Source organism: Streptomyces sp. NPDC048001 (genome assembly GCF_043203115.1).
Taxonomy (GTDB): domain Bacteria; phylum Actinomycetota; class Actinomycetes; order Streptomycetales; family Streptomycetaceae; genus Streptomyces; species Streptomyces sanyensis.
In genome coordinates this window covers 14,187-34,840 of record NZ_JBIDBN010000014.1, presented here as the reverse complement: position 1 = coordinate 34,840, position 20,654 = coordinate 14,187, and the positions used below count along the sequence as shown (strand labels likewise).

The window sequence follows — 20,654 nt, the reverse complement described above, 5'->3', positions numbered from 1 at the left end:
CTGCTGCGGGACCGGGCCCCCGCCCGGGGCGCGTCCCGGAGCGCTCAGCCGCCCACCGCCGCGCGCCCCGCACCCTGCCGGCACCGGCCGCAGCGTTCGCGCCCGTCCCAGGAGCCCCAGCCGAAGTCCTCCGGCGTGAGCGGGCGTCCTTCCAACTCCTCCCGGACCACGGCCCGGTAGGACCAGACCGCCTCCAGGTACGGGTGGTAGGCCTCGTGGAACGCGGCCGAGTCCAGCGGAGCCCCCGCGCCCACGACCGCCCTGAGCGCGCGCAGCTTCTCGAACATCGCCTGCCCCGCCCCCGCGACGCGCGCGGAGGCGTCGAGGTACAGCCGCTCCCGCACCTCGTAGATCCCCGCCGCGCTGAGCGCGGTGCGGCTCGCCTCCTCCGCCCCCACCTCCTCCGCCCCCGGGGCGCGCTCCTGGGCGAGGCGCCGGAGCTCCGTGTGGGCGGTTCCCGCCGCCGTGATGAACTCCGTGTAGAGCTCGCGGCGCCGTGCCCCGAGGCCCTGGTCGGCCTCCTGGCGGGTGCGCAGCCGGTCCGCCAGCACCGTGCCCGCGATGGCGATCACCGCTCCGCCCAGCGTCGCGACCAGCGTCCCCCACTCCATGCACGCCCCCGTGGTCCTCGGCTCCTGCTGCCGCCGTCCGGTCCGGTCCGGACGCAAGGTAGCACCGGTTCCAGCGGCCCTGCCGGGCGAGGGCGGGCAACCGGCGGACCGCCAACAGGCGTGTCCCGCACGCTGGTTGTGGTCCTACGGCCTGCCTCCGTCCGCACCCGTGGCCACGACGGACACCCGGACCCCCGGCACCACGCCCCAGCCGGCCATCGATCCCGCCTCGGCCTCCAGGACGTGGCGCGCCCGCACCCGGACCATGCCCAGCCGCCCCGGGCGCAGGGTGTGCACGGCCAGCACCCGCAAGCCGCGGTCCAGGTAGGCGACGTCGATCGGGAAGCGCATCCGGAAGGTGTGCACGGAGTTGCAGGGCGTCAGCAGCATCGCGCCGTCGATCCCGTCCCGGCCGAGCAGACCGCGGGCGCGTGTGCGGGAGGACGCCGCGATGCGCAGGGCGACCGGTGCCTCCTCCCGCCCCTCGACCAGCAGTTCGCCGATGCCGTCGTGCCACCTCCGCATACGGCGACGGTAGCGCGCCCCCCGCCCCGGCGGGAGGCCGCGGCCCGGTCCCGGGCCCGACGGGGCTCCGCCGCGCCGGGAGCGCTCGGGCGGCGCCCGCGGAACGGGCCGTGCGGAGCGCACGGCGGGCCCGCGCGCCACCCTCTAGGGTCGGGGCGTGGATCTGCTGACACCCGCCGCCGCCCTGGCCTCCGTGCTCTGGGGGGCCGCCGCCGGAACGCTCGTCCCCCGGGCCGCGTACCGGCTGTCGGTGCGGCCGGAGGAGCCCTGGCGCGACACCTGCCCCGCCGGGCATCCGCTCACCGGACCCGCGGGCGGCTGGCTCGGCCCGGCCCGCTGCGTGCCCTGCGCCTCCGGTGCCCCGGCCCGCCCCCTCCGCACGGATGCGTCCGCGGCGGCGGACGCCCCCGGGGGCCCGGGCCACGGCGCGGTACCGGTCGGCGATGCGGGCGACCCCGGTGGTGCGGGGGCGGTGTACGGGCCCTCGCTCCTCGCGCCGCTCGTCACGGCGGCGGCCTGTCTGCTGGCCGCGCTGGCCACCGGGGCGCGCCCCGAACTCGCGGTCTGGCTGCTGTGCATCCCGGTGGGTGTGCTGCTGGCGGTCGTCGACGGGGCGGTCCACCGCCTTCCCGACCGGCTGACGCTGCCGCTGGCGGCGGCCGTGACCGTGCTGCTCGGCCTGGCCGCGCTCCTCCCGGGCGCGGGCGGCTCCTGGTCCGGGGCGCTCCTGGGCGGGGCGGGCCTCGGTACCGTCTACTTCCTCCTCTTCCTGCTCAACCCCGGGGGCCTGGGGTTCGGGGACGTGAAGCTCGCGCTGCCGCTCGGCGCGGCGCTCGGGTGGTACGGCTGGGCCGTGCTCCTCGCCGGTGCCTTCGCGGGGTTCCTGCTCGGTGCGCTCTACGGCCTCGGGCTCCTCGCGCTGCGGCGCGCGGACCGCCGGACCGGTATCCCCTTCGGCCCCTTCATGCTCGCCGGGGCGTTCCTGGGCCTGCTGGCGGGAGCGCTCACGGTGCCGTGACGCCACGGCCCCGCCCCGCACACCCCGGGCGCCCGGTCCGGCGGCCCCCGCGGTGCCCCCGGCTCCGCGGGGCGGCCGGGTGTCAGCCGGGCAGCACCTCGCCGCGGAACTCGTCCATGGTCAGGGACTGCTCGTCGGACGGCACCGTGACGGTCACCGCCTCGCCGTAGCCGCTGTACTCGGTGGTGCTGGTGCTCCCGTCGCGGGTGGCCTCCTGCCGGAGCAGGCGGTCCGGTGCGCCGCCGCTCACGAAGTAGGTGTCCGAGGCCCCGCCCGCCGTCACCTCGATCGCCAGGGCGTCGGTGCCGTCGATCACGGTGTCCTTGCCGGGCGCGTACTCGCCCGAGGGCGCGATGGCGAAGTAGGCCGTGCAGTCGCCCGTCTCGGTGGCCACGAAGGTGTCCTCGAGCCGTTCGGGGACGGAGATCCGCTGGCCCTTCTGGGCGAGCATCGCGGCGAAGAGCGGGGCGCTGGTGTAGCTGGTGCCGTCCTTGCAGTACATCTCGCCGTTGTGCTCCGGCGCGGAGCCGCTGATGCGCATCCGGAAGCCCTGCTCGGGGTCCCACCAGGTCTGCTGCGTTGCTCCCTCGAAGGCCGTCGTGGTCCCCGTGGCCGTGAACGAGGTCTCCCGCATGGCCTGGTTCACCGCCTCGATCCGAGAGGCTGCCGAGCCGTTCGCGGCCCCGCCGTCCGCCCGGTCGCCGGATCCGGCTCCGCAGCCGGTCGCCGTGGCGAGGAGCAGGGCGGCCGCCGCGGGGAGGAGATGCCGTGTGGGGAGAGTGGGCACCGGGTGCCTTTCGATCGTCCGGCAGGTCACCGGGATTCTCCCACCGCCGGGGGCCCTGCGGTCCCCGGGGTGTCCGGCGCGGGGGGACGGGCGATCCCCGGACGGCTGACGTTACGTCACGTGTTCGTCAAAGAGGGACACATGACGGTGCATCACCCGTTAGGAGGTACGACTCCGAGGGCCCGGCGGGCCGCTGACCCGGTTGTTCCCGTTCCGGGCGGGATCCGTGACGTCCCCGCCGCCTGTTCGACGCGCGGTTGTGGCATGGCGGGCCACCCATCCGCCCTTACGAAGGGTTATGGTGGAAACCCCCCCTCGGGCCGGTCCGTATCCCCCCCACGGACCGGCCCGTTTTCGTGTCTCCGCTCCCCCGGGGGCGGACCCGGGGCGGAACTCAGCCCCGGGCGGCCCAGATGTTGGTCCCGGCGGTGTCCACGGCGAAGGCGTCGATCTCCGAGAGCTCCGCGTCCGTCAGCGGCGGCCCCGAAAGGGCGGCCACGTTCTCCTCCAGCTGCCGCACATGGGAGGCGCCGATCAGCGCAGAGGTCATCCGCGGGTCGCGCAGCACCCAGGTGAGCGCCAGCTGCGCCAGGGTCTGCCCGCGGCGGGAGGCGATGCCGTTCAGCCCGTGCAGCCGACGCAGCACCTCCTCCGACAGCAGGTCCGGGTCGAGGGACTTCCCCTGGGCCGCGCGCGAGCCCTCCGGGATCCCCTTGAGGTACTTGCCCGTGAGCAGCCCCTGGGCGAGCGGGACGAAGGAGATGCAGCCCATCCCGGCCCCCTCCAGCGTGTCGAGCAGCGCGTCGTCCTCGATCCAGCGGTTGATCATCGAGTAGGACGGCTGGTGGATGAGGGCGGGCACCCCCATCTCCCTCAGCAGCCGCGCCGCCTCGGCGGTCTGCTCCGCGGTGTAGGAGGAGACGCCCACGTAGAGGGCCTTGCCCTGGTGGACCGCGGAGGCCAGCGCCCCCATGGTCTCCTCGAGCGGGGTGTCCTTGTCGAAGCGGTGCGAGTAGAAGATGTCGACGTAGTCGAGGCCCGTCCGCTTCAGCGAGGCGTCCAGGGAGGACAGCAGGTACTTCCGGGAGCCCCACTCGCCGTAGGGTCCCGGGTGCATCAGGTAGCCGGCCTTGGTCGACACGACCAGCTCGTCGCGGTACGCGGCGAAGTCCTGGGAGAGGATCGTGCCGAAGTTCCGCTCGGCCGAGCCGGGCGGAGGGCCGTAGTTGTTCGCGAGGTCGAAGTGGGTCACGCCCAGGTCGAAGGCCCGGCGCAGGATCGCCCGCTGGGAGTCGAGGGACCGGTCGTCGCCGAAGTTGTGCCACAGGCCGAGCGAGATCGCGGGGAGCTTCAGCCCGGAGCGCCCGGCACGCCGGTACTCCATGGCGTCGTACCGGTCCTCGGCGGGCAGGTGGTGCAGGGAGAGAGTCACGCTTCTCTCCCTATCACGGACTTGTGACACACCGGGTTGGGCCGCCGTGGCCCCGCCGCAGTACTGTGGCGCCTTCGGGGACTGCCGTATCGAGGGGTGTAACCACAGTGAACCTGCGCGACCTGGTGTACGGGCTCTACGCACGCCGGGTGGAGGGCCGCCTCGACCACGCCCAGGTGCCCAAGCACATCGGCGTGATCCTCGACGGCAACCGGCGCTGGGCCAAGGCCTCGGGCGGCACCGCGGCCCAGGGCCACCAGGCGGGCGCGGACAAGATCTCCGAGTTGCTCGGCTGGTGCGACGAGACCGACGTCGAGGTCGTCACCCTGTGGCTGCTGTCCACGGACAACTTCGACCGTCCCGCGGAGGAGCTCACCCCGCTCCTGCGCATCATCGAGAACACGGTCCGCAACCTCGCGGCGGACGGCCGCTGGCGCGTGCACCACGTGGGCACCCTCGACCTGCTGCCCGCCGAGACGCAGTCCGTCCTGAAGGAGGCCGAGGAGGCCACCTCGGGCATCGACGGGATACTCGTCAACGTCGCGGTCGGGTACGGCGGGCGCCAGGAGATCGCCGACGCCGTCAGGTCCCTGCTGCTGGACCACGCGGCGAAGGGCACCAGCTTCGAGGAACTCGCCGAGACCGTCGACATCGACCTGATCTCCGAGCACCTCTACACCCGCGGCCAGCCCGACCCCGACCTGGTGATCCGCACCAGCGGCGAGCAGCGGCTGTCCGGCTTCATGCTCTGGCAGAGCGCCCACTCCGAGTACTACTTCTGCGAGGTCTTCTGGCCCGCGTTCCGGAAGGTCGACTTCCTGCGGGCCCTGCGGGACTACGCGGCACGCCACCGCCGCTACGGCGGCTGACCGCCTGACCGCCTAGCCGCCTGACCGGCGGCCCCCACCCGGTGCCCCCGCCCGGTGCCCCCGCCCCCGGCGTCCCGCCCCCGCGCCGGGGACGTGCCCCGCGGCGCCCCGGATGCGCCGCCCGGGCCCGCGGCCCGGAGCCCGGCCGCGTCGCGCCGGGCCCGCCGCCCCGGCGGGACGTCACCCGCGCCGTGCCGCCGCCCGCCCGACCGCCCGCCACCTGGCCGGTCCGGCGCCCCGGCCCCGCAAGGGCGCGGGACGGGGCGCGGCGGCGCGGGCGGTGCCGCCGGTCCGCCCCGAAGGGGTGTCATCCGGTGTTCACCCGGGCGACGACACGTGTCATGGCATGGCCGCAGTTGTTCGAGGGAATACCACTTCCAGGTCGACGTCCGATCCACGGACGTCGTATCTCAGTGAGCGGCCGACACCGCTCACCCGGGAGGCCCTTTGCACACCGAGGACTGCCCCGGCCCTCGCGGCCGGTGCGCGCACCGCACGGACCACCGGGCCCGTGCGGCCCGCGGGAGGGGCCGGTGTCCGGCCCGTGCACCGGGCCCGCACCCGGCCCGTCCTCCGCTCCGGCGGCTGGACCCATGGTCCGCGACGCGGTCGCCCGCCGTCGCACCCCGACCTCGTCCGAGGGGGTACGTCCTTCCGTGGTGAACAGTACTAAGCGCCGCCTGCCCGACAGGCGCACCTACGTTCTCGACACCAGCGTCCTGCTGGCCGATCCGCACGCCATGAGCCGCTTCGACGAGCACGAGGTGGTGCTGCCGATCGTGGTGATCACGGAACTGGAGGCCAAGAGGCACCATCCGGAACTCGGATACTTCGCCCGGCAGGCGCTGCGCCTGCTCGACGACTTCCGCGTCCGGTACGGCCGCCTCGACGCACCGCTCCCGATCGGCGATCTCGGCGGCACGCTCCGCGTCGAGCTGAACCACTCCGATCCCGGGGTGCTCCCGGCCGGCTTCCGGCTCGGCGACAACGACTCCCGGATCCTCGCCGTCGCGCGCAACCTCCAGGCCGAGGGGTACGACGTCACCGTCGTCTCCAAGGACCTGCCGCTGCGCATCAAGGCGTCGTCGGTGGGGCTGCTCGCGGAGGAGTACCGGGCCGAGCTCGCGATCACGGACACCGGCTGGACCGGTATGTCCGAAATGCCGCTCTCCGGTGAGCAGGTCGACCTGCTGTTCGCGGAGGAGACCCTGTACGTGCCCGAGGCGGCCGACCTGCCCGTGCACACCGGGCTCGTCCTGGCCTCGGAGCGGGGCAAGGCGCTGGGGCGGGTCACTCCGGAGGGGACGGTGCGCCTGGTCCGCGGGGACCGGGAGGCGTTCGGCATCCACGGCCGCAGCGCCGAGCAGCGCATCGCGCTCGACCTGCTGCTCGACCAGGAGATCGGCATCGTCTCCCTCGGCGGCCGCGCCGGCACCGGCAAGTCGGCCCTCGCGCTGTGCGCGGGGCTGGAGGCCGTGCTGGAGCGCCGTCAGCACCAGAAGGTGATGGTCTTCCGCCCGCTCTACGCGGTGGGCGGCCAGGACCTGGGCTACCTGCCCGGCACCGAGGCCGAGAAGATGAGCCCCTGGGCGCAGGCGGTGTTCGACACGCTGTCCGCCGTGGCCGGGCGCGAGATCATCGAGGAGGTGCTGGGCCGCGGCATGCTGGAGGTGCTCCCGCTGACGCACATCCGGGGCCGCTCCCTGCACGACGCCTTCGTCATCGTCGACGAGGCGCAGTCGCTGGAGCGGAACGTCCTGCTGACGGTCCTGTCGCGGGTGGGGGCGAACTCGCGCGTCGTGCTGACCCACGATGTCGCGCAGCGGGACAACCTCCGGGTGGGGCGGTACGACGGAGTGGTCGCCGTGGTCGAGAAGCTGAAGGGGCATCCGCTCTTCGCGCACGTCACACTGACGCGCTCGGAGCGCTCCCAGATCGCCGCCCTGGTGACCGAAATGCTGGAGGACGGGCGTGTCTGACCGCTGATGTCCCCCGGCGTCCGGCAGTCATGAATGGGCTTATCGGACAAAAGGGCTGAAGGAGTTGGCGCCGTCCGGCAAAGCGCGAAAGCTTAGCCGGGCGGCGCCGTGCTGCGCGCCCTTTCCGTCAAAAGCCCTGACCCAAACGGGGTGTGACCTTTCCCACGCAACGGGGAATTGCCTTGCGTCATCGGCTTCCGGCAGAGTCTTGCTTCCGTCAGGCCCCGCATGCGACCCAACCGCACCATCCGTGGTGCACGAAGAACAGACAACTCAAGACATGTCGTCGCATGCCGCCCGCGAGCACAACGCGGCGACTCCGGAAGCGGAGCCGCCCACCGGGCCCGCGCCTCCGTGACCCGTTCAGGTGGAGGCCAGCGTCAGGGGCACGATCGCGCTCGCGAGGTCACCGATGCGGGCGTTGCTGGAAGGAAACCGTGTGAGCCGGATCTCGGTCCGGGGATTCGCAGTCGCCTCGGCGACCGCGGTCACCACCGTCGGCGCCGTCGTCGGCGTCGCGTCAGGCAGCACCGCGCCCTCGGACGACTTCGAGGCGACCGCGGCGGACGCGACGCTCCTGGCGGACATCCCCATGGGCCAGCAGGCCCAGGTGCAGGTCTCGTCCCTGACGCAGCAGGCCGACGCCCAGGCCGCCGCCGCCGACGCCACCGCGAAGAAGTCCGCCGAGGAGGCCGCCCGCCTCCAGGCCGCCAAGACCGCCAAGGCGAAGAAGGCCGCCGCCGACGAGGCGGCCGCCGAGGCCGCCGCGGAGGAGAAGGCCGAGCGCGAGCGCGAGGAGGCCGAGGAGCGCGCCAGCCGCGACGAGGTCCGCTCCGCGACCAGCTTCGCCGCCCAGGCCTCCTACACGGTCGCCGAGGTCCAGGCCATGGCCCGCCAGATGGTCCCCGCCGACCAGTTCCAGTGCTTCAGCAACATCGTGAGCCACGAGTCCAGCTGGAACTACCGGGCCCAGAACCCCTCCTCGGGCGCCTACGGCCTGGTGCAGGCCCTGCCGGGCTCCAAGATGTCCTCGGCCGGCGCCGACTGGCAGACCAACCCGGCCACCCAGATCAAGTGGGGCCTCAGCTACATGGACGGCCGCTACGGCAGCCCGTGCGGCGCCTGGTCCTTCTGGCAGGCCAACAACTGGTACTAGGAGCCTCCCCGGGCAGGGTCCGCCCCTGGCGGACCCCTGTCTGACGGGGGACCAGGCCCTTCGGGCCCGTACCGCCGCTCAACCTTCGCGAGCCCCTCGCCGTCCTTCGGCGGGGGGCTCCGTGCGTGTACCGTCGGGGTCCGTCACTCCCCGGCGGGGGCACCACCCCGCCCTTCGGGGCGCGGGGGAGAGCGGTGGGGACAAGAGGGAGCAACATGTCGAAGGTTCCAGGGTGGCTCGGACGCGTGGGCGCGAGCCTCACCCGGGTGGGTGAGCGGCTGGACGAGCGCCGCAGGGAGGCCGTCGCCGAGGACGAGCTGCCCCCGGTGCCCGACGCCCGGGTGGAGGCCCGGGGGAGCGTGCCCGCCCCGCCGTCCTACGCGCCCGTGGTCGCGGCCCGCCCCGACCCCGTCGCCGCGATCCCCTGGGGCATCCGCGTCGCCGCCGAGGCCGGCTGGCGGCTGCTCGTCCTCGCGGGCACCCTCTGGGTGCTGATGCGGGTCATCAGCGCGGTCCAGCTCGTGGTGCTGGCCTTCGTCGCCGCGCTGCTCGTCACGGCGATGCTCCAGCCGACCGTGGCCCGGCTGCGCCGTACGGGGCTGCCGCGGGGCCTGGCCACCGCCGTCACCGCGATCCTCGGCTTCGTCATCATGGGCCTCGTCGGCTGGTTCGTGGTGTGGCAGGTCATGGAGAACCTGGACACGCTCTCGGCCCGCGTCCGCGACGGCATCGACGAACTGAAGCGCTGGCTGCTGGACAGCCCCTTCCATGTGACCGAGAGCCAGATCAACGACATCGCCGAGAACCTGAGCGACACCATCGGCACCAACACCGAGGAGATCACCTCCGCGGGCCTGCAGGGCGTGACCGTGATGGTCGAGGTGCTCACCGGGATACTGCTGGCGATGTTCTCCACGCTCTTCCTGCTCTACGACGGCAGGCGCATCTGGGAGTGGACCCTCAAGCTGGTCCCCGAGCAGGCGCGGCACGGAGTGGCGGGGGCCGGGCCCCGGGCGTGGCGCACCCTGACCGCCTACGTCCGCGGCACCGTGCTGGTGGCGCTCATCGACGCCATCTTCATCGGCCTCGGGATCTGGTTCCTCGACGTGCCGATGGCGGTGCCCCTGGCCGTGTTCATCTTCCTGTTCGCCTTCATCCCGCTCGTCGGCGCGGTGATCTCCGGGGCGCTCGCGGTGGTCGTGGCGCTGGTGACCCAGGGCGTGTTCACGGCCCTGATGGTGCTGGTGGTCGTCCTCGCCGTGCAGCAGATCGAGGGCCATGTGCTGCAGCCGTTCATCCTCGGACGGGCCGTACGGGTGCATCCGCTGGCGGTGGTGCTGGCGGTGGCGGCCGGCGGGCTGACCGCGGGCATCGGCGGGGCGGTCGTGGCGGTGCCGCTCGTCGCGGTCACCAACACCGTCGTCGGCTATCTGCGCGCCTACAGCAAGGAGCAGGAGGCCAGGCTCGCCCCGCCGCCCCACGGCGCGACGGCGCTCGCCACCGCGCCCGTCCTGCCACCGAGCGCGCAGCGCCGCTCCGACGGGGAGGAGCAGTCATGATCTCGGAGCCCGAACTCGTGGGCGAGCCCTTCGAGCGCCCCGGCGACCGGCCCGGTGCCGTCGGCCCGGGACGCCCCCCGGATGAGGACCCCGGTGACACGGTCACCGGGGGCGCCCGGGCGCCGGGCGGCGTCCGGCGGCGTCCGGCCTGGTGGTGGGCGTTCGGCGGCGCCCTCGCGGCCTCCGCGCTGTGGGCCGCGGGGCTCACCGCCTACCAGAGCCTGGCCCTCGGCCCCGGCGCCTACGGGGCGGTGGAGGACCTGTGCGAGCGGACCGGGCTCGCGGGCATCCGCGAGGCCGTCGGATCCTTCGAGGACCGCGGGCAGTCGGAGTCCTTCAGCCACGTGGCGCGGGACGAGGCCAGCTGCATCCGGTCCCTGCGCCCCGCCGGCTACGAGGTCCCCGTGGACGCGGAGGGGAACGAACTCGGCTCGATGCCCACCCTGTACGTCTCCTACATCCTCCACAAGGGCCTGGACCCCGAACCGGAGTTCGAGGCGACGGTCCGCGCCCGGCACGAGATGTGGGAACCGGGTACGGAGGTGCGCGAGCTCGACGGCCCGGGCGAGCGGGCCTTCGTGGTGCGGGGGGACTCGGACATCACCCTGGACGTGCTGGACGGCCAGGCGGAGGTCCGCCTCGTCCTCTCCGGCAACGTCGACTACCGCACGGGCGAGTCCTCGCTGGACGTCTCCGGGCTGGAGGATGTCCTGGTCGAGGACATGCGCGCCCTGCTCGGCCGGCTGAAGGCGGACGGCTGACCGGTCCGGGGCGCCGCCGGGAAACGCGCGGGCCCCGCCGGATCGTCCGATCCGGCGGGGCCCGTCGTCCCGGGGGCGGCGCGCCTACTCGGCGATGACCGCCTCGGCGTCCAGCGTGGTGGCCACGGCCTGGATCACCGCGGCGATCTTGAAGGCCTCCTGGACGGTCTCCCGGTCCACTCCGGCCTTGCGCAGCACCTGCTCGTGCGAGTCGAGGCACTGGCCGCAGCCGTTGACCGCCGAGACGGCGAGCGACCACAGCTCGAAGTCGACCTTCTCCACGCCCGGGTTGCCGATGACGTTCATCCGCAGGCCCGCGCGCAGGGTGCCGTACTCCGGGTCCGACAGCAGGTGCCGGGTCCGGTAGAAGACGTTGTTCATCGCCATGACCGCGGCGGCGGACTTGGCGGCGGTGTACGCCTCCGGCTTCAGGTTGGCCTTGGCCTCGGGCTCCAGCTCACGCAGCACCCGCGGCGAGCGCGCGGCGATGGCGCAGGCCAGCACGGTGCCCCACAGCTGCTGCTGCGGCAGCTCGCTGTTGCCGATGACGGATCCGAGGTTGAGGCGCAGGTCCTTCGCGTAGTCCGGCAGGGCGGACTTCAGCTCGGCGAGGGCCATCGTCACTCACCGGCCAGGAGGGCGACCGGGTCCAGGGTGGTCTCGCCCTTGGTCCAGTTGCAGGGGCACAGCTCGTCGGTCTGGAGCGCGTCCAGGACCCGCAGGACCTCCTTGGGGTTACGGCCCACGGAGCCGGCCGTCACCATGGTGAACTGGATCTCGTTGTTCGGGTCGACGATGAAGACGGCGCGCTGCGCGAAGCCGTCCTCGCCCTCGATGCCGAGGTCGCGCATCAGCTCGTGCCTGGAGTCCGCCATCATGGGGAAGGGCAGGTCGCGCAGGTCGTCGTGGTCCTTGCGCCAGGCGTGGTGGACGAACTCGGAGTCGCCGGAGAAGCCGAGAACCTGGGCGTCGCGGTCGGCGAACTCCTCGTTCAGCTTGCCGAAGGCGGCGATCTCGGTCGGGCAGACGAAGGTGAAGTCCTTCGGCCACGCGAAGACGACCTTCCACTTGCCCTCGTAGGACTTGTGGGTGATCGTCTCGAACTCCTTGCCGCTCTCCAGCGAGACGCAGGCGGTCAGCTCGAACGTGGGGAACTGGTCACCGACAGTGAGCACGCGCTCTCCTTGCATACAGGAAGGTCCCTTTTGAGGTCTTCCATGGGGGTTGGACAGGTCTTGATGGTGGCACAGGGTGCATTGATCACGGAAATAGCTAGACTCGGTCATCGCGATCGGAGGTGGTTATCAGTGGTGGTGGCGAATCGGGGCAAACAGCCGAGCCTCGCGCAACTGCGGGCCTTCGCGGCGGTGGCCGAGTACCTCCACTTCCGCGACGCCGCGGCGGCGATCGGGATGAGCCAGCCCGCGCTCTCCGGTGCGGTCTCGGCCCTGGAGGAGGGGCTGGGTGTGCAGCTGCTGGAGCGCACCACCCGCAAGGTGCTGCTCTCCCCGGCCGGGGAGCGGCTGGCGGTGCGGGCCAAGGCGGTGCTCGACGCGGTCGGCGAGCTGATGGAGGAGGCGGAGGCCGTGCGTGCGCCGTTCACCGGCGTGCTGCGGCTCGGCGTGATCCCCACCGTCGCGCCGTACCTGCTGCCCACGGTGCTGCGCCTGGTGCGCAGGCGCTACCCCGAGCTGGACCTCCAGGTCCACGAGGAGCAGACCTCCTCGCTGCTCGACGGGCTCACCGCCGGCCGTCTGGACCTGCTGCTGCTCGCCGTTCCGCTCGGTGTGCCGGGGGTGACGGAACTGCCCCTGTTCGACGAGGACTTCGTCCTGGTGACGCCGACCGGGCATCCGCTCGGCGGGCGCGAGGGCATCCCCCGGGAGGCGCTGCGGGAACTCCCCCTGCTCCTTCTGGACGAGGGGCACTGCCTGCGCGACCAGGCCCTGGACGTCTGCCGGGAGGCGGGCCGGACCGAGGGGGCGCCCGTCACCACCACGGCCGCCGGGCTGGCCACCCTGGTCCAGCTGGTCGCCGGGGGCATGGGCGTGACCCTGCTGCCCCGGACGGCGGTGGCCGTCGAGGCGGGGCGCGGCGACCTGCGGACCGGGTGGTTCGCCGCGCCCGCGCCGTCCCGCCGGATCGCCCTCGCGATGCGCACGGGGGCCGCTCGCGGGGGCGAGTTCGCCGAGTTCGCGCAGGCGCTCCGGGAGGCCCTGGGCTCCCTGCCCGTGCGGGTCGCGGACTGAGCGGGCCGGCCGCTCCGGTCGGCACCCGCCGCCTCAGGCCCCCGGGCCGCCGTCCCCGGGGGCCGGGTTGCGCGGCGGCCGCCCGCGGCGGGCCTGCGGGGCGACGTTCCCCGGCAGCCTCCCGGCCTCCGCCAGGGCCCGCCGCAGCAGGTACTCGATCTGGGCGTTGGCGCTGCGCAGCTCCTCGCCGGCCCAGCGGGCCAGGGCCTCGTGGACCGCGGGGTCGAGGCGGAGCAGGATCTGCTTGCGCCCTCCGGGCGGGGGCGGGGGAGGCGGGGTCACTGGTACAGGGTGCCCGTGTTGACGACCGGCTGTGCGGCGCGGTCGCCGCACAGGACGACCAGCAGGTTGGAGACCATGGCCGCCTTGCGCTCGGGATCCAGCTCCACGATGTCCTGCTCGGTGAGCTTGTTGAGGGCCGCCTCCACCATGCCCACCGCACCGTCGACGATCTGGCGCCGGGCGGCGACCACGGCACCCGCCTGCTGGCGCTGGAGCATCGCGGAGGCGATCTCGGGGGCGTAGGCGAGGTGAGTGAAGCGGGACTCGATGATGGCGACACCGGCCGCCTCCACCCGCGCCCGCAGTTCGACCGCCAGCTTCTCGGTGATCTCCTCGGCGTTGCCGCGCAGGGAGAGGCCGTCCTCCTCGTGGGCGTCGTAGGGGTACTCGATGGCGATGTGGCGCACGGCCGCCTCGGTCTGGGTGGAGACGAACTCCAGGAAGTCGTCGACCTCGAACACGGCCTGCGCGGTGTCGTCGACCTTCCACACCACCACGGCCGCCAGCTCGATCGGGTTGCCGTAGGCGTCGTTGACCTTCAGCACCGCGGTCTCGTGGTTGCGCACCCGGGTGGAGATCTTGGCGCGCGAGGTGAGCGGGTTGACCCAGCGCAGCCCGTCGGTGCGGATGGTGCCCCGGTAGCGGCCGAAGAGCTGGACCACGCGGGCCTCGCCGGGGGCGACCATGTTGAGCCCGGCCATCGCGAGCAGGGCCGCAAGGCCGACCAGGAGGCCGGTGACGATCAGCGCCGCCTTGCCGCCCGCGGACTCCACGGGGATCGCGGAGAACACCAGCAGCGCGCCGACCGCGAGCCCCAGCAGCCCGAGCAGCAGGGCGAGTCCGCCCCCGATGCTGTGGGCGGGGAACTCCCGCACCCGCGGGGCGGGCATCCGGGGCCCGCTCCGGGGCTCCTCGGCCGGTCCCTCGGCCGGTCCCTCCGGCAGTCCGTCCGGGTGGACGACCGCCCGCGCGGCCTCCTCCGCGGCGCCGTCCCTGCCCGTGCCGATCCCTGTTCCCGCCATGGCCTCTCCCCGTCCTGTCGTCGTGTGCGCGGCGCGTCCCGGCGCCCCGGGACCTCTAGCAAAGTGATAGCACATAATCCCGGGTGGCAACCCTTCGGCCCCGTGGTGAGTCGGTTCCCTCGGGAGAGGTGCTGATTGTCACGTCATGAAAAGAGCGGATCGCGGCGCCTTTGTCGCACTCGCCGGTGTTACCTTTCTGAGCTGATTCCGGACCGCCCGACACCGGTGGGGGGCGGCCGCCGACCACGGATGCGACGACAAGAGAGCGGGGCTGCGAAGCGATGGGCCGAGCGGACGGGCAACAGGCCCCGGGGCAGCGCGATGCGCGCCGGACGGGGGCATCCGGGATACGCCGGCTCTTCACCTGGCGGAAGCTGGTGGGGACGTTCTTCGCCCTGTGCCTGCTGGGGATGGGCGCGTTCCTCGTCGTCTACCTGATGGTCCCGGTCCCGGCCGCCAACGCCGAGGCCGAGATGCAGTCCAACATCTACAAGTACAGCGACGGCACGGTGCTGGCCCGCACGGGCGAGGTCAACCGCGAGATCGTCGGCCTGGAGGAGATCCCCCGCGACGTGCAGTACACCTTCGTCGCCGCGGAGAACAAGAGCTTCTTCGAGGACTCCGGCGTGGACGTCAAGGGCACGCTCCGCGGCCTCAAGAACACGCTCACCGGCCAGGGCAAGCAGGGCGGGTCGACGATCACCCAGCAGTACGTCAAGAACTACTACCTGGACCAGGACCAGACGGTCACCCGCAAGCTCAAGGAGCTGGTGATCTCGCTCAAGGTGGACCAGGAGAAGACCAAGTCGGAGATCCTCGCCGGCTACATCAACACCAGCTACTACGGGCGCAACGCCTACGGCATCCAGGCGGCCGCCCAGGCCTACTACCGGGTGGACGCCGACCGGCTGGACGTCGCCCAGGGGGCCTACCTCGCCGCCCTGCTCCAGGCGCCCAGCCAGTACGACTGGACCGCCGCCTCCGGCAAGGGCAAGAAGCTGGTCGAGGCGCGCTGGGAGTACGTCCTCGACAACATGGTCGAGGAGGGCTGGCTGGACGCGGGCAAGCGGGCCGGGCTGACCTTCCCGGTGCCCGAGGACCCGCGGCCCGCACCCGGTATGGAGGGGCAGACCGGCTACCTGGTCGACGCCGCCAAGAAGGAACTGGCGCGGGAGGGCCTCGACGAGGAGGACCTCGACGCCGGCGGCTGGACGATCACCCTCAACATCGACTCCAAGCGCCAGAAGGCCCTGGAGAAGGCGGTCGAGGAGCAGCTGGAGTCCAAGCTCGACCGCGAGGGGAGCGAGGTCGACGCCACCGTGCAGGCGGGCGCCACCTCCGTCGACCCGAAGACCGGCAAGGTCGTCGCCCTCTACGGCGGCGTGGACGCCACGCAGCACTGGCTCTCCAACGCCACCCGCCGCGACTACCAGCCGGCCTCCACCTTCAAGCCCGTGGTCTTCGCCTCCGCCCTGGAGAACGGCTCCGAGACCCAGGACGGCCGGCCCATCGGCCTGAACACGGTCTACGACGGCACCAGCCGCCGCCCCGTGGTCGGCAGCGACGTCCCCTTCGACCCGCAGAACGACCTCGGGCGCAGCTACGGGCCGGTCAGCGTCCAGACCTCGCTCGAACGGTCGATCAACTCCTCCTTCGCGCAGATGGCCGTCGACGTCGGCCTGGACCGGGTGAAGAAGACGGCCCTCGACCTCGGTATGCAGGACCTCAACTTCCCCGAGGTCCCGGCCATCTCGCTGGGCACCATGTACGCCTCCACCTGGGACATGGCCGGTGTCTACGCGACCCTGGACAACCACGGGAAGAAGGTCACCCCCTCCATCGTGGCCAGGGCCGAGCACAACGACCGCACCATCGAGATGCCCGAGGCGGCCGGCCGCCAGGTGATCAGCCGCGAGACCGCCGACACCGTCACCGCCGGCCTCACCGGCGTGGTCCGGTCCGGCTCCGGCGTCGCGGCCGCGTCCCCGGCGTACCAGGCGGCCGGGAAGACCGGCACCTCCGAGAAGAACCGCTCGGCCTGGTTCGCCGGCTACACCCCCGAACTGACCACCGTGGTCGCCCTGTTCGGCGAGTCCACCGCGGACGGCGGCGGGCAGAAGAGCCTCACCGGCACCGCGGACTCCGGGCGGGCCAACGGCGGTGGCTTCCCGGCCCGGATCTGGGCCGCCTACACCCTGGACGCCCTCGGCGGCGGCTCCGACGCCCGTTTCGACCTCGACGTGGCGGAGCCCGCACGGCCCCGGCCCGACCCGGGGCCCTCGCAGACGGAGTCCGAGGAGCCGGAGCCCACGCCGACGCCCTCCGACACCCCGACGGAGGAGCCCACGCCGACCCCCTCCGACACCCCGACGCAGGAGCCCACGCCGACCCCCTCCGACACCCCGACGCTGATCCCCGACCCGACCCCCACGGGCGAGCCGACGTTCACCCCGCCGGTGGAGCCGGAGGAGGGCGCCGAGCGCCCCCGGAGCGACGGCGGCGGCTGAGGCCCGCCACTCCCCGCGACCGCGACGGCGGCGCCCCGCAGCCCGCGGGGCGCCGCCGTCGCCGTGCCCGGGCCCTCAGCCGCCGTCCACCTTCGCGGCGACGGTGTCGCCGAGGTCCTTGTCCACCTGGCGCCAGTACTGCAGTGCGCGCTCCAGCACGGGCCGGGTGACCCCGTCGAGAAGATGGCCGCTGATGTTGGAGGCCAGCCGCTCCCGCGCCGCGTCGTCCAGCACCTCGCGGACCATGGTGCCCGCCTGGCCGAAGTCGTCGTCCTCGCGGTGCTTCACGGTCGCCTCGCGGACCATCTCGCCCGCCGTCGCCCAGCCGGCCGGGTCGCCGAAGCGCCCGACGTCGGCCGCGGGACCGCCGTAGGAGTTCGGTGCGTACGGCCGCGAGGTCTTCGCGGGCTCGTAGCGCATCGGGCCGTCCTTGGCGTACGAGCCGACCGCCGCATGAGGCCGGTTCGGCGGCAGCTGGGCGTAGTTCGGGCCGATCCGGTAGCGGTGCGTGTCCGGGTACGAGAAGAGCCGCCCGAGCAGCATCTTGTCCGGTGAGGGCCCGATACCGGGCACCATGTTCGACGGCTCGAAGGCCGCCTGCTCGATATGGACGAAGTAGTCCTCCGGGTTCCGGTCCAGCACCATCCGGCCGACGTCGATCAGGGGGTAGTCGCCGTGCGGCCACACCTTCGTCAGGTCGAAGGGGTTGAAGCGGTAGTCGGCCGCGTCCTCGAAGGGCATGATCTGCACCTTCAGCGTCCAGGAGGGCGCGTCGCCCGAGGCGATCGACTCGTACAGGTCGCGGCGGTGCCGGTCGGCGTCCTCGCCCGTGAGCTCGTCCGCCTCGGCCTGGGTCAGGAAGCCGATGCCCTGGTCGGTCTTGAAGTGGTACTTCACCCAGAAGCGCTCGCCGGCGCCGTTGACCCACATGTAGGTGTGCGAGCCGTAGCCGTTCATGTGCCGGTAGGTCCTCGGGATGCCCCGGTCGCCCATCAGCCAGGTGACCTGGTGGGCCGACTCCGGCGAGAGCGTCCAGAAGTCCCACTGCATGTCGTTGCTGCGCAGTCCCGTGGCGGGGTGGCGCTTCTGCGACCGGATGAAGTCCTGGAACTTGATCGTGTCGCGGACGAAGAAGATCGGGGTGTTGTTGCCGACCAGGTCGTAGTTGCCCTGCTCGGTGTAGAACTTCAGCGCGAACCCGCGGGGGTCGCGCCAGGTGTCGGGGGAGCCCTGCTCCCCGGCGACGGTGGAGAACCGGGCCAGCATCTCGGTGCGCCTGCCGGGCTGGAAGAGGTCCGCCCTGGTGAACTGGGACACGTCGTTGGTCACTTCGAAGAAGCCGTAGGCGCCGGAGCCCTTGGCGTGGACCACCCGCTCGGGAACCCGTTCGCGGTTGAACTGGGCCATCTTCTCGATCAGGTAGTGGTCCTGGAGCAGGATCGGGCCGTCCGGCCCCACGGTCAGCGAGTGCTCGTCGCTCTCCACCGGGATGCCGGCGTTGTTCGTGGTGTAGGGGGCCCTGGGGGTCGACTCGGACACGAGCGTCCTCCCGTCGGTCTGGGGTCTAGGTGGTCGCTTCGGCCGTGTGCCCCAGTCAACGCCTACGACACCCCTCCGGCAACATATAGACGCAATCCGGACTTCTTCCCGGTACGGAAGCGGTCCCGGTCCGGTCCCGGACGGCGTTCCGGTGGACCGCGTTCCGGTGGACCGTGCCGTCCCGGGGTGTCAGCCGCGGGCGGGCAGCTCGAACCAGACCACCTTGCCGGTCGACAGCCGTGTCGCACCCCACCGCCGGGCCATCCGGTTGACCAGGAACAGACCGCGGCCGCCCTCGTCGGTGTCCCGGGCCCGGCGCTGCCGCGGAAGCTGGGGGGAGTCGTCCCCGACCTCGCAGCGCAGCACATCGGTGCGCAGCAGGCGCAGCATCACCGGTCGCTCCGCATAGCGCACGGCGTTGGTGACCACCTCGCTGACCAGCAGCTCCACCGAGTCGGACAGCTCGGTCAGACCCCAGCGCTCCAGCGCCCGGCGGGCCAGCCGCCGGGCGCGGCCCGGTGCCGCGTCCTCCGGCTCCAGGAACCAGTAGGCGACATCGCTCGGGGCGATGCCGTCGAAGCGGGCCGCCAGCAGCGCGATGTCGTCGTCGCGGTCCCCGGGGCCGAGCATGTCGAGGACGTCGTCGCAGAGGGCCTCCAGCGGGGGCGAGTGGTCCGGCCCGGTCAGCTGGGCGGTCGCGGCCAGCCGCTCCCGCAGCTGCTCGATGCCCGTCCACACGTCCCGCAGCCGGGACTCCACCAGCCCGTCCGTGTAGAGCAGGAGCGTCGCGCCCGCCGGGGCGTCCAGCTCCACCGCCTCGAAGTCCACGCCGCCGACCCCGATCGGGGCGCCCGGCGGCAGGCGCAGCACCTCCGCCCGCCCGCCCAGGTGCAGCAGCACCGGCGGCGGGTGCCCCGCGTTGGCGATGGTGATCCGGTGCGAGACCGGGTCGTAGACGGCGTACAGGCAGGTGGCCATGCGGTCGGTGCCGAGGCGCTGCGCCTGCTCGTCGAGGTGGTGCAGCACCTCCTGCGGCGGCAGGTCCAGCCCGGCCAGGGTCTGCGCCGTGGTGCGCAACTGGCCCATGATCGCGGCCGAGGTCATGGAGTGCCCCATCACGTCGCCGACGACCAGCGCCACCCTGCTGCCGGGCAGCGGGATCGCGTCGTACCAGTCGCCGCCGACCCGGGCGGTCTCGGCGGCCGGCAGATAGCGGGAGGCCAGGCGCACCCCGGTGGGCTGCGGGAGGGAGTCCGGGAGCATGGTGCGCTGGAGCTCGTCGGCGATGTACGCCTCCCGCCCGTAGAGCACCGCCTTGTCGATGCCCAGGGCGGTGTGGGTGGCGAGCTGGGCCGCGACCAGCAGGTCGTTCGGCTCGAAGGCGGGACGGTCCGGGCGCCGCAGGAACACCGCGGCGCCGATGACCCGGCGCCGGCCGCGGAGCGGGGCGAGGATGGCCCGGTGGCCGCCCGGTACGCCGCGGCCCTCGCCGAGCAGCTCCGGCAGGGCGGCCCGGGCGGCCGCGGAGTCGCCGAACACCGGCCGCACGCCCCGCAGCACCTCCGACAGCGCTCCCCCGGAGCGCACCTCGCACAGCTCCGCGGCGGGTGCCGGGTCCAGGAGGCGGTCGGCGGCCGGCAGCAGGCCGCCGGAGGTCTCGCCCTCCTCGCCGGTCGAGCGCAGCCGGTCGGTACGGCGCAGGCGGAGCACGAAGGGCGAGACGGGCCGCTCGTCGCCCACGGGCAGCGGGTCGCGGAGGTAGACGAGGATCGCGTCCGAGAAGGTCGGCACCGTCGCGCGGCACAGGCCCAGGACGATCTCGTCCAGGTCCAGGCCGCGGGCGATCCGCCGGGTCGCGGCGCCGACGAAGCGGAGCCGGTCGCCCTCGCGGCGTGCGGTGCCCGCGAGGTCGGTCGACGCGGCCTCGGGGGCGTGCGGCGGCGCGGGCACGGCCGGGGCGGGCGGCAGCGGCTGCGCCGGTGGCCCGGCGGCCGGGGCCCGCCGCGGCGGCGGGTCGGCGGGCGGGGACGCGGCGCCCTCGGCCCGCGGCCGGGTGCGTTCCTGGGACCGGGCAGCGAGCGGCTGCCGGCCGTCATGGGAGGTGGGATGCTCCGTCACGCCTGGGATTCCGTCCGTCCGGGCCGGTGGTGCGCTGCGGTCGCGACGGGGTGCGCCCCCTGGGGCGCGGCACCCGCTCCGGGTCCGGCCGGCACGGGACGGCGCGCATCCGGCACGGCTCGACCCCCTCTGTGCGACGCATGCTGACTTCGGTGACTGGTGCTGACGTGCAGTGTTCCTCCGAACACTCCCTCGGAACCCCTGTGGCGCCCGTGCCGCGGGTGCCGGCTGCACCGCGGA

The 20,654-nt window shown here is 73.3% G+C and carries 18 protein-coding genes; 8 read left to right on the top strand and 10 right to left on the bottom strand.

Going from position 1 to position 20,654, the window contains the following annotated elements; all coding sequences use genetic code 11:
- Positions 1–44: 44 nt before the first annotated feature.
- Together ACGF15_RS24590 and ACGF15_RS24585 are read right to left on the bottom strand one after the other, a co-directional pair.
- Complete coding sequence (locus ACGF15_RS24590; protein WP_392801989.1) at positions 45–611, bottom strand: CchlQ; 567 nt, start codon at positions 609–611, stop codon at positions 45–47.
- A gap of 144 nt (positions 612–755) precedes the next feature.
- Positions 756–1,136, bottom strand: coding sequence for a DUF192 domain-containing protein (locus ACGF15_RS24585; RefSeq protein WP_392801986.1), 381 nt, complete (start codon positions 1,134–1,136; stop codon positions 756–758).
- 157 nt (positions 1,137–1,293) lie between these two features.
- On the opposite strand from ACGF15_RS24585, the gene ACGF15_RS24580 reads away from it, so the two are divergent.
- Positions 1,294–2,154, top strand: a complete 861-nt coding sequence (locus ACGF15_RS24580) for an A24 family peptidase (protein ID WP_362607528.1) — start codon at positions 1,294–1,296, stop codon at positions 2,152–2,154.
- A gap of 82 nt (positions 2,155–2,236) precedes the next feature.
- Here the strand turns inward: ACGF15_RS24580 and ACGF15_RS24575 are convergent, their stop codons facing one another.
- Both ACGF15_RS24575 and mgrA read right to left on the bottom strand, forming a co-directional pair.
- Entirely contained in the window at positions 2,237–2,941 is a 705-nt protein-coding gene (locus ACGF15_RS24575) for a hypothetical protein (RefSeq protein ID WP_392801984.1), read from the bottom strand.
- A gap of 394 nt (positions 2,942–3,335) precedes the next feature.
- Positions 3,336–4,373, bottom strand: coding sequence for an L-glyceraldehyde 3-phosphate reductase (gene mgrA / locus ACGF15_RS24570; protein ID WP_345612603.1), 1,038 nt, complete (start codon positions 4,371–4,373; stop codon positions 3,336–3,338).
- A 107-nt stretch (positions 4,374–4,480) separates the two neighbouring features.
- Between mgrA and ACGF15_RS24565 the strand changes: the two genes are divergently transcribed.
- The 5 genes from ACGF15_RS24565 to ACGF15_RS24545 all read left to right on the top strand — a co-directional run bounded on the left by ACGF15_RS24565 (position 4,481) and on the right by ACGF15_RS24545 (position 10,697).
- Positions 4,481–5,242, top strand: coding sequence for an isoprenyl transferase (locus ACGF15_RS24565; protein WP_345612605.1), 762 nt, complete (start codon positions 4,481–4,483; stop codon positions 5,240–5,242).
- Positions 5,243–5,898: 656 nt separating this feature from the next.
- Complete coding sequence (locus ACGF15_RS24560) at positions 5,899–7,221, top strand: PhoH family protein (RefSeq protein WP_392801981.1); 1,323 nt, start codon at positions 5,899–5,901, stop codon at positions 7,219–7,221.
- Between the two features lie 439 nt (positions 7,222–7,660).
- Entirely contained in the window at positions 7,661–8,377 is a 717-nt protein-coding gene (locus ACGF15_RS24555) for a transglycosylase SLT domain-containing protein (RefSeq protein WP_345612609.1), read from the top strand.
- 215 nt (positions 8,378–8,592) lie between these two features.
- Positions 8,593–9,936 carry an AI-2E family transporter gene (locus ACGF15_RS24550; protein WP_345612611.1) on the top strand — a complete coding sequence of 448 codons (1,344 nt, stop codon included), beginning with the start codon at positions 8,593–8,595 and terminating at the stop codon, positions 9,934–9,936.
- Complete coding sequence (locus ACGF15_RS24545) at positions 9,933–10,697, top strand: hypothetical protein (RefSeq protein WP_392801977.1); 765 nt, start codon at positions 9,933–9,935, stop codon at positions 10,695–10,697. The genes ACGF15_RS24550 and ACGF15_RS24545 overlap by 4 nt, the downstream gene beginning before the upstream one ends.
- Before the next feature lie 84 nt (positions 10,698–10,781).
- Here the strand turns inward: ACGF15_RS24545 and ACGF15_RS24540 are convergent, their stop codons facing one another.
- Positions 10,782–11,315 (bottom strand): alkyl hydroperoxide reductase, encoded by a 534-nt coding sequence (locus tag ACGF15_RS24540; protein WP_345612615.1) that lies wholly within the window; start codon positions 11,313–11,315, stop codon positions 10,782–10,784.
- Positions 11,316–11,317: 2 nt separating this feature from the next.
- Entirely contained in the window at positions 11,318–11,872 is a 555-nt protein-coding gene (locus tag ACGF15_RS24535; RefSeq protein WP_256524774.1) for a peroxiredoxin, read from the bottom strand.
- A 132-nt stretch (positions 11,873–12,004) separates the two neighbouring features.
- Here ACGF15_RS24535 and ACGF15_RS24530 point away from each other — a divergent pair, with 132 nt between their 5' ends.
- Entirely contained in the window at positions 12,005–12,946 is a 942-nt protein-coding gene (locus ACGF15_RS24530) for a hydrogen peroxide-inducible genes activator (RefSeq protein ID WP_345612618.1), read from the top strand.
- 33 nt (positions 12,947–12,979) lie between these two features.
- Here ACGF15_RS24530 and ACGF15_RS24525 read toward each other — a convergent pair whose 3' ends face one another.
- The gene (locus ACGF15_RS24525; RefSeq protein WP_345612620.1) at positions 12,980–13,228 is read right to left on the bottom strand and encodes a hypothetical protein; all 249 of its coding nucleotides are present in this window, start codon (positions 13,226–13,228) and stop codon (positions 12,980–12,982) included.
- Positions 13,225–14,118, bottom strand: a complete 894-nt coding sequence (locus tag ACGF15_RS24520) for an SPFH domain-containing protein (protein WP_345613245.1) — start codon at positions 14,116–14,118, stop codon at positions 13,225–13,227. Before ACGF15_RS24520 ends, ACGF15_RS24525 begins: the two co-directional genes overlap by 4 nt.
- 413 nt (positions 14,119–14,531) lie before the next feature.
- On the opposite strand from ACGF15_RS24520, the gene ACGF15_RS24515 reads away from it, so the two are divergent.
- Entirely contained in the window at positions 14,532–16,757 is a 2,226-nt protein-coding gene (locus ACGF15_RS24515; protein WP_392801972.1) for a transglycosylase domain-containing protein, read from the top strand.
- A gap of 75 nt (positions 16,758–16,832) precedes the next feature.
- Here ACGF15_RS24515 and ACGF15_RS24510 read toward each other — a convergent pair whose 3' ends face one another.
- The gene (locus ACGF15_RS24510) at positions 16,833–18,296 is read right to left on the bottom strand and encodes a catalase (RefSeq protein WP_392801969.1); all 1,464 of its coding nucleotides are present in this window, start codon (positions 18,294–18,296) and stop codon (positions 16,833–16,835) included.
- Between the two features lie 189 nt (positions 18,297–18,485).
- Entirely contained in the window at positions 18,486–20,414 is a 1,929-nt protein-coding gene (locus ACGF15_RS24505) for a SpoIIE family protein phosphatase (protein WP_362607543.1), read from the bottom strand.
- Positions 20,415–20,654 lie beyond the last annotated feature (240 nt).

What these genes read in the sequence shown, in the direction of transcription:
- ACGF15_RS24590 (WP_392801989.1), bottom strand. Translation starts at nt 611, where the DNA reads ATGGAGTGGGGGACGCTGGTCGCGACGCTGGGCGGAGCGGTGATCGCC.
- ACGF15_RS24585 (WP_392801986.1), bottom strand. Translation starts at nt 1,136, where the DNA reads ATGCGGAGGTGGCACGACGGCATCGGCGAACTGCTGGTCGAGGGGCGG.
- ACGF15_RS24550 (WP_345612611.1), top strand. Translation starts at nt 8,593, where the DNA reads ATGTCGAAGGTTCCAGGGTGGCTCGGACGCGTGGGCGCGAGCCTCACC.
- ACGF15_RS24545 (WP_392801977.1), top strand. Translation starts at nt 9,933, where the DNA reads ATGATCTCGGAGCCCGAACTCGTGGGCGAGCCCTTCGAGCGCCCCGGC.
- ACGF15_RS24540 (WP_345612615.1), bottom strand. Translation starts at nt 11,315, where the DNA reads ATGGCCCTCGCCGAGCTGAAGTCCGCCCTGCCGGACTACGCGAAGGAC.
- ACGF15_RS24520 (WP_345613245.1), bottom strand. Translation starts at nt 14,118, where the DNA reads ATGCCCGCCCCGCGGGTGCGGGAGTTCCCCGCCCACAGCATCGGGGGC.
- ACGF15_RS24515 (WP_392801972.1), top strand. Translation starts at nt 14,532, where the DNA reads ATGGGCCGAGCGGACGGGCAACAGGCCCCGGGGCAGCGCGATGCGCGC.